Origin of the sequence: Polyangium sp. 15x6, assembly GCF_029960785.1 — a bacterium.
Classification (GTDB): domain Bacteria; phylum Myxococcota_A; class Polyangia; order Polyangiales; family Polyangiaceae; genus Polyangium.
Genome location: NZ_JASBQE010000026.1, coordinates 40,763 through 55,074, shown reverse-complemented (window position 1 = coordinate 55,074; position 14,312 = coordinate 40,763). Strand labels below are relative to the sequence as shown.

The 14,312-nt window shown below is 68.7% G+C and carries 11 protein-coding genes; 6 read left to right on the top strand and 5 right to left on the bottom strand.

Annotated elements, in window-relative coordinates:
- The first annotated feature begins 21 nt into the window (after window positions 1-21).
- Window positions 22-1,185, top strand: a complete 1,164-nt coding sequence (locus QHF83_RS20575; RefSeq protein ID WP_282419583.1) for a hypothetical protein — start codon at window positions 22-24, stop codon at window positions 1,183-1,185.
- Window positions 1,186-1,189: 4 nt separating this feature from the next.
- On the opposite strand, the gene QHF83_RS20570 is transcribed toward QHF83_RS20575, so the two are convergent.
- Window positions 1,190-1,828, bottom strand: a complete 639-nt coding sequence (locus tag QHF83_RS20570; RefSeq protein WP_282419582.1) for an NAD(P)H-dependent oxidoreductase — start codon at window positions 1,826-1,828, stop codon at window positions 1,190-1,192.
- Window positions 1,829-1,879: 51 nt separating this feature from the next.
- A complete protein-coding gene (locus QHF83_RS20565; RefSeq protein ID WP_282419581.1) occupies window positions 1,880-2,485 on the bottom strand; it encodes a hypothetical protein in 606 nt (201 codons plus the stop codon).
- Window positions 2,486-2,680: 195 nt separating this feature from the next.
- Here QHF83_RS20565 and rlmN point away from each other — a divergent pair, with 195 nt between their 5' ends.
- The 3 genes from rlmN to QHF83_RS20550 are packed head-to-tail and all read left to right on the top strand — an operon-like array spanning window position 2,681 to window position 7,130.
- Window positions 2,681-3,868, top strand: a complete 1,188-nt coding sequence (gene rlmN, locus QHF83_RS20560) for a 23S rRNA (adenine(2503)-C(2))-methyltransferase RlmN (RefSeq protein WP_282419580.1) — start codon at window positions 2,681-2,683, stop codon at window positions 3,866-3,868.
- 48 nt (window positions 3,869-3,916) lie between these two features.
- A complete protein-coding gene (locus QHF83_RS20555; protein WP_282419579.1) occupies window positions 3,917-5,311 on the top strand; it encodes a biotin carboxylase N-terminal domain-containing protein in 1,395 nt (464 codons plus the stop codon).
- A gap of 16 nt (window positions 5,312-5,327) precedes the next feature.
- A complete protein-coding gene (locus QHF83_RS20550) occupies window positions 5,328-7,130 on the top strand; it encodes a phospho-sugar mutase (protein ID WP_282419578.1) in 1,803 nt (600 codons plus the stop codon).
- 40 nt (window positions 7,131-7,170) lie between these two features.
- Here QHF83_RS20550 and QHF83_RS20545 read toward each other — a convergent pair whose 3' ends face one another.
- The gene (locus QHF83_RS20545; protein WP_348980451.1) at window positions 7,171-8,610 is read right to left on the bottom strand and encodes a short-chain fatty acyl-CoA regulator family protein; all 1,440 of its coding nucleotides are present in this window, start codon (window positions 8,608-8,610) and stop codon (window positions 7,171-7,173) included.
- A 200-nt stretch (window positions 8,611-8,810) separates the two neighbouring features.
- Here QHF83_RS20545 and aceB point away from each other — a divergent pair, with 200 nt between their 5' ends.
- A complete protein-coding gene (aceB, locus tag QHF83_RS20540) occupies window positions 8,811-10,451 on the top strand; it encodes a malate synthase A (protein ID WP_282419577.1) in 1,641 nt (546 codons plus the stop codon).
- Window positions 10,452-10,472: 21 nt separating this feature from the next.
- The gene (aceA, locus tag QHF83_RS20535) at window positions 10,473-11,759 is read left to right on the top strand and encodes an isocitrate lyase (protein WP_282419576.1); all 1,287 of its coding nucleotides are present in this window, start codon (window positions 10,473-10,475) and stop codon (window positions 11,757-11,759) included.
- A gap of 379 nt (window positions 11,760-12,138) precedes the next feature.
- Here the strand turns inward: aceA and murI are convergent, their stop codons facing one another.
- Together murI and QHF83_RS20525 are read right to left on the bottom strand one after the other, a co-directional pair.
- Window positions 12,139-12,966, bottom strand: a complete 828-nt coding sequence (gene murI, locus QHF83_RS20530) for a glutamate racemase (protein WP_282419575.1) — start codon at window positions 12,964-12,966, stop codon at window positions 12,139-12,141.
- Window positions 12,963-14,309 (bottom strand): homoserine dehydrogenase, encoded by a 1,347-nt coding sequence (locus QHF83_RS20525; protein WP_282419574.1) that lies wholly within the window; start codon window positions 14,307-14,309, stop codon window positions 12,963-12,965. Before QHF83_RS20525 ends, murI begins: the two co-directional genes overlap by 4 nt.
- Between the last annotated feature and the right edge of the window lie 3 nt (window positions 14,310-14,312).

The window sequence follows — 14,312 nt, the reverse complement described above, 5'->3', positions numbered from 1 at the left end:
AGGCCGGTTACCATGCCGCGCGTGAACGCCTCGCAATCCTCTCCGCCCGCGCCGGCGCGCTCGTGGCGCTGGGCCGTCCTCGCCGTCGTCGTCGCCGCCCAGGCCGTGTTTTTCTACTCCCGTTGCGACGGGGACGAGCGCCGCGCCCAGGGCACGTTTGGAATGCCGAACCCGTACCTCGATGGACCGAGCATCCAGGATCGGGGCATGCTCGGCACGCGCGCGCCGGCGCAGCCCGGGGATCTCGTGGTCTCGCAGGGCAAGGCGCTCGTCGCGGGGCTCGCGACCGATGGGACACGCGTCTACTTCGGCGAGTCGCTCCTCGGGCAACGGATCCTCGCGGTCCCCGTGGCGGGCGGCGCGGAGACCACGCTTGGATCGGGGGGCATGCCGCTCGACGTCGCGCTCGGCAAGGACGTGCTCGTCGTCGCGGACGCGGGTGGCCTCATGGTCGACGGACAAGGCAAGATCACAGCCTTTCCGCTCGATGGATCGGGCGAGCCGCGCGTGCTCGCTTCGAGGCTCGTGCTGCCGAGCGCGGTGGCGGTGTCCGCGACGCACGCGTACTGGATCGACGGCGGCACCGTGGAGCGTGACTACACCGACGGCTTCGTGGCGCGCGCGCCGCTCGCGGGCGGGGCGCACACGGTGCTCGCGGCGGGTGAACGCGCGCCGAGCGGGCTCGCCGTGGACGCGACGCACGTGTACTGGGCGCGGCAAGACGTGAACAAGCAGGGCGAGGTCGTGCGGATGCCGATCGGCGGCGGCCCGATCGAGGTCGTCTCGTCGGGCCAGGACCGCGTCAAACGCATCACGATCGTCGGGACGAACCTGTACTGGATCTCCGCGAAGGATCTCGATGGGACGCGCGCCGCGGTGCGCAGCGCGCCCATCAAAGGCGGCCCCGCGCTCGACGTCGCGGTCGCCGAGAGCCGCATGTGCTCGATGGCGATCGACGGCGAGGCCGTCTACTGGTCGGATCCTGGCGAGATCGGTGGGACGGGCGCGAGCACGCGCGGGCGCATCCTGAAGAAGCCCCTCGCGGGCGGTGAGCCGACAGTCCTCGCGAGCGGGCAGGATCGGCCGTGTTACGTCGCGGTGGACGCGACGCACGTTTACTTCAGCACGCAGAGCCTGGAGCGGGTGAAGCGGACGCCGAAGGACAGCGCCTCGGCGTCGCCTTGAACGACTACAGCGTCTTGGCGAGCTCGCCGGCGCGACCGATGGCCGCTTCGAGCGCCTCTTTCGCGACAGCCGGGCCACCGAGGCCCATGGGCTCCGCGATGATCTCGTGGAACGGACCGAGGCCCATGAGCCCGAGGATCGTCTTGAGGTACGGCACTTGAAAATCCCACGACGCGAACTGCGATCCCGGCGGATACGCGCCGTCGCGCGAGACGAGCAGGACGACGGGGCGCCCGCCAAGCAGGCCCTTGAACTCGCCTTTTTGCACCTCGAACGTGAGGCGCGCCTGCACGACCGCGTCGATCCAGCGCTTGAGCTGCCACGGGATCGAGAGGTTCCACATGGGCGTCGAGAGGACGATCAGGTTCGCCTGGTGGAGCTGATCGGTCCACCGGCTGAGCGCGTTCCAGCGCGTGGCCATCTCCTCGTCGAGGTTGCCCTCGCCGTACAGCATCTCGAACTTGGTCTGGACGTCCCACTCGTCCCAGGCCGGCAGCTTGTCCACGTCGCGCACGAGATCGATCTCGACGCGATGCGCGTCGGGGTTCTTCTCCAGGTATGCGCTGAAAAACGCGTTACGAAGCTTGCGCGTCCGCGAGCGCTCGGCCCGCGGAAGCGCGAACAAGTCCAGCACAATCGCCATGACGTTCTTCTCTTCCCCTTGTTCGCGAGAGTCGCGAGGCGAGCCCGACGGTCAGGCGACGGCCGCCCACTCGACGTCGAACTCGAGCTGCGACCCTTGCGCGCCCGAGGTGCTCCGGAGGCCTCGCGCGAGGTTGCGCACGCCGGCGAGTAACGGCTCGTTCGACGTGGAGAGCCACGCGCCGCCGATCGCGACCTGCCCGTCGATGTGCACGCGGAAGCTCACCTTCTCGCGCGCGGCCGAGATCTCGAACGTTCCGGCGCCACGCGTGAGCGCGAAGCGGGCGAGATCCGAGACGGCCGACTGCAGGAGCATGCCTCGGTTCCACTCCATCCCGAGGTAGACGCAGAGGTAGCGGACGTAGTTGCGCAGCGTGATCACCGAGATGTCGTCCTTCACGACGATCGTCTTCATCGGCTTCGGCACCGCGCCCATCTCGCGGAGCAGCTTGCGCTCGAGCTCGGTGGCCTCTTCCACGCTGAGCTCACGGAGGTTGCGCACGAGGAAGCTGATCAGGCTCGCCTTGCCTTCGGAATCCAGCGCGTCGATGTCCTTCTCGGCACGCGCTCCCAGTACCTCCACAGCGGCGTCGAGGGACGAACCATCGACGTACTTCGTCGCCACTCGCCGCGCTGCCTGGGAAAAGCTGACACCCATGGTGACTCCCTAGGTCCGTTCTTTTTCGGGATTCATCCAGGCTACGACAGATTCCATCACCCGTAAAGCAAACGGGCCCAAGCGTCCGTCTCGGCCGTTTCGGCGGCCGATCCCGACGTTTCGACCCTGTCTTCGCGGCAACTCTTGTTCGCTCTCTTGCCGCTCCGTCTCGCGCGCACTAACCACGACGCCATCGTGAAGCCTGCCGCATCCGTTCATCCCATCGCGCGTCTCCCCGAAGAATGGCGCGACGCGCTCACCTCGCGCGGCGAGCGGGCCTTCGCGGCCAAGCAGATCTTCGGCTGGATCCACCGTCACGGCGTCGTCGATCCCGCCGCGATGACCAACGTGTCCACGCGCCTGCGCGCCTCCCTCGCCGAGGAGGGGCTCGGATCCATCGCCGAGATCGTGCACGTCCACCGCTCGGCCGACGGCACGCGCAAGCTCGTCGTGCGCTTGAAGGACGGCGCCACGATCGAGACGGTCCTCCTTCCCGCGGTAAGCGGTCCTGGCGCGCGCCCGGAGCCCGAAATCGACGCCGACGCGGCCGTCGCGGACGACGACGAGGAGGAAGACGACGCGGCCGCGGAGGAGGCGTTCCGCGGCAAGATCCGCGTGACCCAGTGCATCTCCACGCAGGTCGGCTGCGCGATGGGATGCGTGTTCTGCGCGAGCGGCGTGGCCGGGTGGAAGCGGCACCTCGGGCCGGAGGAGATCGTCGCGCAGGTCCTGCTCGGGCGCGCGCTGCTCGACGAGGGCGAGGCGCTGCGGAACGTCGTGTTCATGGGCATGGGCGAGCCGCTGCACAACTACGACGGCACGGCACGCGCGCTCCGGCTGCTCACGCACCCCGACGGGATCGCGCTGTCCACGCGCCGCGTGACCGTCTCGACCTCGGGCCTCGTCCCGGAGATCGAGCGGCTCGGGCGCGATTTCAACGGGCAGATCGCGCTCGCCATCTCGCTCCACGCCGCCGACGACGAGAGCCGCTCGGCGCTGATGCCGATCAACAAGAAGTACCCGATCGCGGAGCTGCTCGCGGCGCTCAAGGCCTACCCGATGCAGCGGCGCCGGCGCATCACCATCGAGTACACGCTCGTGTCCGGGAAAAACGACGACGTCGCCGAGGCGAAGAAGCTCGCGAAGCTGCTCCGAGGCGTGCCCGTGAAGATTAATTTGATCCCGATGAACCCCATCGAGGCCTCGACGCTCGGCCCGCCGGAGATGGCGCGTGTCTTCGCGTTCCAGAAGGTCCTCGTGGACGCGGGTTACTCGTGCTTCATCCGGCGCCGGCGCGGCGACGATGTCTCGGCCGCGTGCGGGCAGCTCGTGCTGCTCGGGGCGAAGCCGAAGGTCAAAGGATTCAGAAAGTCGGCTTCGTAAATCGACCACTCTTGACGTCCCGCGGACACACGCCCACATCGCTGGACCGTGTTCGAAAAGATCCTCATCGCCAACCGCGGCGAAATCGCCTGCCGCGTCGCCCGCACCTGCAAGCGCCTCGGGATTCCCGTCGTCGCCGTCTACTCGGACGCCGACGCGAACGCGCCGCATGTCCGCATGGCCGACGAAGCCGTGCGGATCGGACCGCCGCCCGTCAAGGACAGCTACCTCTCGATCGAGGCGGTCATCGCCGCGGCCAAGCAGACCGGCGCGCGCGCGATCCACCCCGGCTACGGCCTGCTCAGCGAGAAAGAGGCCTTCTGCCGCGCGGTGAACGAGGCCGGCATCGTCTTCATCGGCCCACGCCCCGAGGCGCTCGACGCCTTCGGCGACAAGATCAAGGCGCGCGAGGTGGCCAAGCGCGTCTCCGTGTCCCCGCCCCCCGGCACGGACGGGCCCATCAGCGCGAATGATGTCGAATTCGCCACGCGCGAGGCCGAGCGCATCGGCCTGCCGATCCTGGTGAAGGCCGCGGGCGGCGGCGGCGGCATCGGCATGCAGATCGTCGAGGACCTCGGAAAACTCCCGCGCGCCCTCACGGCTTGCTCGGATCGCGGCAAGAGCGCGTTCGGCGACGCGCGCGTCTACCTCGAGCGTTACATGCGCGCGCCCAAGCACATCGAGGTGCAGATCCTGGCCGACACGCACGGGAGCGTGGTCGCGCTCGGCGAGCGCGAGTGCAGCGTGCAGCGCCGGCACCAGAAGATCGTGGAGGAGACGCCCTCGCCGGCCCCGTTTTTCCAGGGCGAAGCGGGCGAGGCCAAACGAAAGGATCTCTTCGAGCAGGCCAAGCGGATCGTTCGGAGCGTCGGGTACGTCGGCGCGGGTACGGTCGAGTTCGTCGCCTCGGGCGAGGGCGAAATCTTCTTCCTCGAGGTCAACGCGCGGCTCCAGGTCGAGCACTGCGTGACCGAGATGGTCTGGGGGATCGACCTCGTGGAGCAGCAGATCCGGGTCGCCGCCGGCGAGCGCCTCGCGCCCGAGGTGCTCGCGGCCGAGGGGCGAGGGCACTCGATCGAGGCGCGCGTCTACGCCGAGGATCCCGCGAAAAAGTTCGCCCCGCAGCCCGGGCGCATCGAGAAGCTCGTCTGGGCCCCGGCCGGCGGGGATCTGCGGATCGAGACCGGGGTCGAGGAGGGCTCGGAGGTCACGCCCTTCTACGATCCGATGATCGCCAAGATCGTCGCGTCCGGCCGGAGCCGCGCCGAGGCGATCGCCCGGCTCGACGAGGCGCTCGCCCAGACCACGCTCGAGCTCGTGGGTCCCGCCGGTCCGGCCGCGACGAACCTCCCGTTCCTCCGCCAGGTCCTTGCATCGGAGGCGTTCGTGGGTGGACGGTACGACACGCTCTTCGCGGAGGCGCTCGCGAAAGAGAAGCGGTGATACAACTCTCCGCACGATGACCGACCTTCTCGAACGCGCCCGAAGCTGGATCGCAGCCGATCCCGATCCCGAGACCCGCAAAGAGCTCACCCTCCTCGTCGAGGTCGCCTCCTCTGCCGCCGATCCGGCGCAGAAGGCGAGCGCCTCGCGCGATCTCGGCGAGCGCTTCGCGGGTCCGCTCGAGTTCGGCACGGCGGGGCTGCGAGGCATCATCGGCGCGGGCGAGACCCGCATGAACCGCGCGGTCGTTCTGCGGACGACGGCCGGGCTCGCGCGGTACCTGCTCGCGACGGACGAGGCCGCCGCGCGCGCGCGTGGGGTCGCGATCGGCTACGACGGCCGGCGGATGAGCCGCGAGTTCGCCGAGGACACCGCGTGCGCCCTCGCCGCGGCCGGCATCCCGGCGATCCTCTCGCCGATCCCCTGCCCCACGCCCGTCACGGCGTACGCGGTACAAGCGCTCGGGGCCGTGGCGGGCGTGATGATCACGGCCAGCCACAACCCGCCCGAGTACAACGGCTACAAGGTCTACTGGGGCAACGGCGCGCAGATCATCCCGCCGCACGACAAGGGCATCGCGGCCGCGATCGACGCCTCGCCGGCGGCGAAGGACGTGCCCCGGTCGGACCTCGACGCGGCTCGGGCGAAAGGGCTCGTTCGTTCGTTCCCAAACGATCTCGACGATCGGTACCTCGCTGCGATCGCCGCGCTCTCGGTGCGCGGCGACGGCGATCGATCGCTCTCGATCGTGTACACGCCGCTGCACGGCGTGGGGAACCGGCTCGTGCGGGCGGCGCTCGCGGCGGCGGGGTTTTCCCGGGTCACGACCGTGCCCGAGCAAGCGGAGCCGGACGGCGCGTTCCCGACCGTGGCCTTCCCGAATCCCGAGGAAAAGGGCGCGATGGATCTGTCCTTTGCGCTCGCCGCGCGCGAGGGCGCGACGATCGTCCTGGCGAACGATCCCGACGTCGATCGCCTCGCGGTCGCCGTGCGCCGCCCCGAAGGCGGATACGTGCAGCTCACGGGCAACCAGGTCGGCACGCTGCTCGGCCATTACCTGCTCACGCGCACGCCAGCTTGCCTCTCGAACGACGTGCCCGTCGACGATGCCGGCAAGAAGCTCGTGATCGCGTCGATCGTCTCGTCGCCCATGCTCGGCGCGATCGCGCGCGCTCTCGGGGTCCGGTACGAGGAGACGCTGACGGGCTTCAAGTGGATCGCGAACCGCGCGATGGATCTCGAACGCACGGAAGGCGCGGCGTTCGTCTTCGGGTACGAAGAGGCGCTCGGGTACACCGTGGGCACGCTGGTGCGCGACAAGGACGGCATCGGCGCGGCGCTGCTCTTCGCCGAGCTCGCGAGCGTCATCCAGGCCGGCGGCAAGAGCGTGCTCGACGAGCTCGAAGCCCTCTCGCGTCGGTATGGCCTCTACGCGAGCGGCCAGCGCTCGGTGACGTTGCCCGGCACCGAGGGCCTCGCGCAGATCCAGGCCGCGATGGATCGGCTGCGCGCCTCGAAGCCCTCACGCGTCGGCGCGCTCGCCGTGCTCGCGCTCGCCGATTTCCAGGCGCAGGTCCGCACGCTCCCGGACGGTCGTACCGAACCGCTCACGCTCCCGAAGAGCAACATGATCGCGCTGGATCTCGAGGGCGGTAGCCGCATCATCGCGCGGCCGAGCGGGACCGAGCCGAAGATCAAATTCTACTTCGACATCCGTGAGCCCATCACGCCGGGCGAGGCCGTCGCCGCGGCCGAGGGGCGCGCGAAGACGCGCATGGCCGAGCTGGAAAAAGCGCTCTCCGCGATCGTCGGTATTTGACCGACTTCACGAATCACTTCCATAAGTGGCTCTCTCGGGCTCATCGCTTCGGCGTGGGCCCGAAGAAGCTCACGCCGCGCATGTTCTCGTCGATCCGGAGCGGGTGCTGCATCGGCGGGAAGACCCGCTGCTCGCAGTCGTGGTGCTCGCAGAGCCTGCACGTCACGCCCACGGGGACGAGCGCCTCGTTGCTCTCCACGTCGACGCCGTCCGAATAGACGAGCTCTCGCGCGAACCTCGCCTCGCAGCCGATGCTCACGGAGAGCATCGAGTGAGGCGCGTGGTAGCCGCCGCGATCGTTGCGCACGGTCCTCGCGACGCAGAAATACTTCGTCCCGTCGGTCATGCGCGAGAGCTGCACCCGGATCATCCCCGGCGTCAGGAACGCCGTATGAACGGCCCAGCGCGGACAGGCGCCGTTGAAGCGCGCGAAGCGGATGCCCGAGCCGCTGAAGCGCTTGGAGATGTTGCCGGCGATGTCGATGCGCAAGAAGTGGAAGGGCACGCCCTCCGCGCCGGGCTTGCGCAAGGTGGTCAGGCGGTGACAGACCTGCTCGAAGCTCGTGCCGAAGCGATGGGCCAGGAGCTCGATGTCGTAGCGCTCGGCGCGCGCGGCGCCGTGAAATGGGACGTACGGCATCAGCAGCGCGGCCGCGAAGTAGTTGGCGAGCGCCACGCGGGCGAGCGCGCGGGACTCGGGCGTCGAGAGACCGCTCTCGCCTTCGAGCAGTTTGTCGATCGTGTCGCTCGCGGAGAGCAGCCCGATCTGGTGGGCGAGCTGGAAGCGACGGCTGCGCGGGGGCAGGAGCTCGGACAGGCTGAGGCGCCGCCCCTCGCGATCGTAGCGACGCATGGCCTTGCGTTCGTCGGCGACGTGCAGCAGGCGTACCTCGACGCCGTGCTCCTGATCGAGGTAACGCACGAGCGAACGGTAGACGTCGTCGGATTCGAGCCTGCCGCGGGCACGGACCTCGTCGGCGGCGTCCTCGAGCGTGGGGAAGTGATTCATGTGCCGCTGGAGCAGGTCGCTGACCTCTTCCGTCGGCAATCGTGTGGGCTCCACGCCGGCCACGCCCTCGCCGCCCTCGAGCCGCTCGGAGAGCGTCTCGGCTGATTCTCGGGTATCGCGATAGGCGCGATAGAGGGCGAGCACGGCCTTCGCGAGCGCGGGAGAGCTTCCGGCGAGCTCTTTGAGATCGCCCGTCGTCACGCCGTGGTTGTCGAAGAGCGGATCGCCGAACGCCTCGCGTAAATCCGAGACGATCGAGGCATCACCGCCCGTCCCGAACGTGGACAGGTCGAGCTCGAAGAGCTGCGCCAGCTTGATGAGCATGGGCGCCGTGAGCGGGCGCCGGTTGTTCTCGATCAAGTTGAGGTAGCTCGGCGAGATCCCCAGACGCTCGGCGAGTTGCCCCTGCGTCATGTTCTCGCGTCGACGCAGCGCCCTCACTTTTCCGCCCAGCATCGTGTTTTCGGCCATAGCGCAAAGCAGCGGAGCTCTTGCAGTTTGCTACATGACTCGCAAGGGAGTTTACAACCTTTACAAGTGTGACTGCAAGTCAAACGAGAGAACCATACATACGTAACATCATGAATTTGTTTCGTTCATTGACGACAGATGGCAAACGCCAAATAGTTCGTATGTCACGACGCGCAGCGTTGGACGCGGAGCGTTGAGCCATGCACGGAACCTCCTCTCCCGTCACGATCCTCGGTCCGAGAACCCCCTCGCAGGGCGATGTGCTCACGCCCGAGGCGCTTCGGTTCGTTGCCGACCTCACGCACGTCTTTCGCGGGCGCATCGACGCGCTCCTCGCCCGGCGAGCCGAGCGGCGCGCGCATTTTCTCGCCGGCGAGCGCCCCGATTTCTTCGAGGAGACAGCCGAGCTCCGCGCCGCGAATTGGTCCGTCGCGGCCATCCCCGACGAAATCCAGGACCGACGCGTCGAGATCACCGGCCCCGTCGACCGGAAGATGATCATCAATGCCCTGAACTCCGGCGCGAACGTGTTCATGGCCGATTTCGAGGACGCGACGTCGCCGACATTCGCGAACCTCGTCGAAGGGCAAAAAAATCTGGCCGACGCCGTTCGAGGGTCGATCGGGTACGTCGATCCCACATCGGGCAAGTCGTACACGCTCGGCGAGCGCACGGCCGTCCTCTTCGTTCGTCCTCGGGGCCTGCATCTGCCGGAGAAGCACATGCTCGTGGACGGCCTGCCCGTGCCCGGGTCGCTCTTCGATTTCGGCCTGTACTTCTTCCACAACGCGCGCGCCCTCGTGGAGCGCGGCAAGCGCCCCTATTTCTACCTGCCGAAGCTCGAGAGCCACCTCGAGGCGCGCCTCTGGAACGACGTCTTTTTGCGCGCGCAGGCCGAGCTGGATCTGCCGCCCGGCACACTCCGCGCCACCGTGCTCATCGAGACGCTGCCCGCTGCGTTCGAGATGGACGAGATCCTCTACGAGCTGCGCGAGCACTCGGCCGGGCTGAACTGCGGCCGCTGGGACTACATCTTCAGCTTCATCAAGAAGCTCGGCACGGACCCGGCATTCATCCTGCCAGACCGCGGTCTGATCACGATGGATCGTCCGTTCCTGAAGGCCTACACGGACCTCGTCGTCAAGACGTGTCACCGCCGCGGCGCGCACGCGATGGGCGGAATGGCCGCGCAGATCCCGATCAAAGGCGACGAAGCGCGTGGTCGCGCCGCCCTGGACAAGGTTCGAGCGGACAAACTCCGCGAGGTGCACGCGGGTCACGACGGCACGTGGGTCGCGCACCCAGGGCTCGTGCCGATCGCGCGGCAGATCTTCGACGCGCACATGGACGGTCCGAACCAGATCGACGTGAAGCGCGAGGACGTGAACGTTCTCGCCGCAGATCTCTTGCGTGTCCCCGACGGGCCGCGCACCGAGGCGGGCCTTCGGCACAACATCAAGGTCGGCATCCTCTACATCGAGGCGTGGCTACGCGGCATCGGGTGCGTGCCTCTCTACGATCTCATGGAGGACGCCGCGACGGCCGAGATCTGTCGCGCGCAGGTGTGGCAGTGGCAGCACCACGGCGTGGCCGTCGAGGGCGAGCCGCTCGATCGTGCGCGGCTCGCCCGGACGATCGACGAGACGATGGAAGAGCTCGCGAAGGAGCGCGGGGCCGAGGCGTTCGCCCACGGGCGCTTCGAGGAGGCGCGCGAGCTCTTCACCACGCTCACCACGTCGGACGAGCTCGAAGAGTTCCTCACGCTGCCCGCGTACGAACGTCTCCTCGCCCTTTCATCCACGTCCGCGGGGGAAACCGAGAAGGCGCCCGTCGCCGCATGAACCGCTGAAGGAGAGAGTCGCATGTCCGTCGCGTATCCGCTTCCCATCCGCACCGCTGCCGTTTCCGAGAGCGGCCTCGTGCCGAACCGCTTTCAAGGCATCGTCCGCCCGTACACGGAGGCCGACGTCGAGCGGCTGCGCGGCTCGTTCCACATCGAGCACACGATCGCGAAGCTCGGCGCGCAGCGGCTCTGGGAGCTGCTGCACAGCGAGGACTACGTGGCGGCGCTCGGCGCGCTGACGGGTAACCAGGCGATGCAGCAGGTGCGCGCGGGGCTGAAGGCGATTTACCTGAGCGGCTGGCAAGTCGCAGCGGACGCGAATCTCGCGGGCGAGATGTACCCGGATCAGAGCCTCTACCCGGCGAACAGCGTCCCCAGCGTGGTGCGCCGGATCAATCAGGCCCTGCTCCGCGCCGATCAGATCGATCACGCCGAGGGCAAGCGCGAGCGGCACTGGCTCGCGCCGATCGTCGCGGACGCGGAGGCAGGCTTCGGCGGGCCGCTGAACGCGTTCGAGCTGATGAAGGGGATGATCGAGGCGGGCGCGTCGGGCGTGCACTTCGAGGATCAGCTGGCGTCGGAGAAGAAGTGCGGCCACATGGGCGGCAAGGTGCTCGTGCCGACGAGCCAGTTCGTCCGGACGCTCGTGGCAGCGCGGCTCGCCTCCGACGTGATGGGCGTGCCGACGCTCCTCGTGGCCCGCACGGACGCCGACAGCGCGAAGTTGCTCACGAGCGACGTGGATCCGCGGGATCGCCCGTTCCTCACGGGTCAGCGCACGCCCGAGGGCTTCTTCCAGTTCAAGGGTGGTCTCGACGCGGCGATCGCGCGCGCGATCGCCTACGCGCCGTACGCGGACATGCTCTGGTGCGAGACGAGCACGCCGGACCTCGAAGAAGCGCGCAAATTCGCCGAGGGCGTGCACGCGAAGTTCCCGGGCAAACTGCTCGCATACAACTGCTCGCCATCGTTCAACTGGAAGAAGAACCTCGACGATCTGACGATCGCGAAGTTCCAGCGCGAGCTCGGGGCCATGGGCTACAAGTTCCAGTTCGTGACGCTGGCCGGCTTCCACGCGCTGAACCACGGGATGTACGAGCTCGCCCGCGAGTACAAGGTGCGCGGCATGAGCGCATACTCGGAGCTGCAGCAGGCCGAGTTCGCCGCGGAAAAATCCGGCTACACGGCCACGCGCCACCAGCGCGAAGTGGGCACGGGCTACTTCGATCAGGTCGCGCAGGTGGTCTCCGGCGGCCTCGCCTCGACGCTCGCGTTGAACGAGTCGACCGAGGCGCACCAGTTCTAGCGAGAAGGCGCAGCGCCGGGGTTTCACCCCGGACCCGACCAGGGGTTGTCCACCCCTGGACCCGGACCAGCGCAAGCGCTGGACCCGGGGTCGATGAACTGCGCTGCGCGCAGTTCATCGAACAGGCCGAGGCAAGACCAGCGACGGCGTTGCCAGCCAAGACCGCGGCGTTGACGTGTCCGCTCGACGAGAGCGGCAGCGCTGCTGTCTCAGCTGGCAAGGTCGTCGCTGGTCTTGCCACGGGCCCGTCCGAGAAACCGCGCGATGCGCGGTTTCTCGGCCCTCGGTCCAGGCCGTGCCTGGTCCGGGGTGCAGGGGGCGGACAGCCCCCTGCTGGGGTGCGGGGCAACGCCCCGCGCATCCCTGTGGCAGCCCCCTCTCAGAGATCGATCTGGTGCACGTCGCCGAGCGGCTCGCCGAGGAAGCGCTCGGCCACCACGGAAAAACTCTTCGGAAGATCCGTCACGAAGAGCTCGAGTTTGCCGCGCCCCGACCGCGTCGTTCGTTGCCCGCGCTCCGCGAGGAACGCCGCGACGTCGTCCGCTGTCGCCGACGCGCTGTCCACGATCGGGATCGGCGCGCCCGCGAGCGAGGCGGCCTCGGCCTCGATCACCCTCTGGAACAGGGGGAAGTGCGTGCATCCGAGCACCACACAGCGCGCCCCCGCGCGCACGAGCGGTTCGAGGTATCGCTGCGACACGAGCCGCGGCACCTCACCGTCGAGCCACCCCTCCTCCGCGAGCGAGACGAGCAGCGGCGCGGGCTGACCGAACACCTCGGTCCGTGTGGAGAGCGAGGCCACCGCGCGTGGATACGCGCCCGAGGTGATCGTCCCCATCGTGCCGAGCACGCCGACCGCTCCGCCCTTCGCCGCCGCGACCCCCGCGCGCGCGCCCGGCACGATCACGCCGAGCACGGGCCTGTCGAGCTCTACGCGCAGCATGTCGAGCGCGACGGCGCTGACGGTGTTGCACGCGACCACGATCGCCTTCACGCCACGATTCAGGAGGACCCGCGCGCAACCGAGCGCGTACCGCACGACCGTCTCTGCGGATTTCGTCCCGTAAGGCACGCGCGCGGTGTCGCCGAGGTACACGATGTCCTCCGCGGGGCAACGCTCGCGGAGCGCGCGCACGACGGTCAAACCGCCGAGTCCAGAGTCGAAAACGCCGAGCGGCGAGTCGGGATCCAGGTGGAAGCTCGTCACGAAACCTCGATGCGGTAAAGGCGCGGCGGCGCCGCGAAGAGCCCTTCTGTCCGCATACGTTCGAGCGCCGCGGTCACATTCCCTTCTCGCGCCACATGGGTGATCACCACGATGTCCACGGGATCCCCTGGCGCCGCGGGGCGCTCCGGCTGCACCATCTGCTCCAAACTCACGCCGAGCTCCCCGAGCCCGCCCGCGATCCGCGCCATGAGCCCTGGCCGCTCCGGCGCCGAGAGGCGCAGGTAATACCGGGTCTCGACGTCCTCGTGCGGCTTGAGCGGGCGCGGATCCATCGCAATGCCCCGCGTGAGCAGCCCCGACGCGCCGGCCACGATCGAGCGCCCCACGTCGAGGATGTCGCTCACCACGCTCACGGCCGTCGGCAGATCACCGGCGCCGCGTCCGTAGAGCATGCAGGGCCCGAGCGCGCGGCCTTCGAGCAGGATCGCGTTCAGGACGCCCGACACGTTCGCGAGCACGCTCGTCTTCGGGATGAGCGTCGGATGTACGCGGAGCTCGATCGCGTCGCCGAAATCACGGCCGATCGCGAGGTGCTTGATCACGTAGCCGAAGCGCTCTGCATACCGGTGATCCCGCTCCTCGATGCCCTCGATCCCCTCCACGTGGAGCGCGCTCGCCGGGACCCTCGCGCCAAAGGCCAGCATCGCCAGCACGCAGAGCTTGTGCGCGGCGTCGTGACCGCCCGTGTCGAGCGAGGGATCCGCCTCGGCATACCCTTTCGCCTGGGCCTCGCGCACGACTTCGTCGAGACCGAGCCCGCCCTCGCGCATGCGCCCGAGCACGTAGTTGCACGTGCCGTTGACGATACCCACGAGCCTCTCGACCCAGTCGCTCGCGAACGCCTCGCGCAGGGTGCGGATGATCGGGATGCCTCCGCCGACGGCGCCTTCGAACGCGAGATCTGTCCCACGCGCGATCGCGAGGTCGACGAGCCGCGGCCCGTGCTTGGCCAGGAGCAGCTTGTTCGCCGTGACGACGCCCTTGCCCGCCGCGATCGCGCGCTCCACGAGCTCGAGCGCGGCCTCCTCGCCGCCCATCACCTCGACGACGACGTCGATCTCCGGGTCGTCGACGACGTCCTCGGGACGTGTCGTGATCCAGCGCGGATCACAGGCGGCGACGCGTTCTTTCCGGGGATCGCGGACGAGCACACGGCGCACTTCGAGCGGCGCGCCGACCCGCCCTTCGAGCCATCGCGCATTCGCGGCGCAGAGCTCGAGCACGCCGCCGCCGACGGTGCCGCACCCGAGCAGGCCGAGTCGAATCGAGCCGCGCCGCGGAGTCGTCGCCGAGGCCTCCTCGGCGTTCGCAGGGCCACGCATGGG

Bases quoted from the DNA above. Each gene is read 5' to 3' on its own strand.
- QHF83_RS20570 (WP_282419582.1), bottom strand. From the start codon at position 1,828: ATGGCGATTGTGCTGGACTTGTTCGCGCTTCCGCGGGCCGAGCGCTCG.
- QHF83_RS20550 (WP_282419578.1), top strand. From the start codon at position 5,328: ATGACCGACCTTCTCGAACGCGCCCGAAGCTGGATCGCAGCCGATCCC.
- QHF83_RS20525 (WP_282419574.1), bottom strand. From the start codon at position 14,309: ATGCGTGGCCCTGCGAACGCCGAGGAGGCCTCGGCGACGACTCCGCGG.
- aceB (WP_282419577.1), top strand. From the start codon at position 8,811: ATGCACGGAACCTCCTCTCCCGTCACGATCCTCGGTCCGAGAACCCCC.
- QHF83_RS20545 (WP_348980451.1), bottom strand. From the start codon at position 8,610: ATGGCCGAAAACACGATGCTGGGCGGAAAAGTGAGGGCGCTGCGTCGA.
- aceA (WP_282419576.1), top strand. From the start codon at position 10,473: ATGTCCGTCGCGTATCCGCTTCCCATCCGCACCGCTGCCGTTTCCGAG.
- QHF83_RS20565 (WP_282419581.1), bottom strand. From the start codon at position 2,485: ATGGGTGTCAGCTTTTCCCAGGCAGCGCGGCGAGTGGCGACGAAGTAC.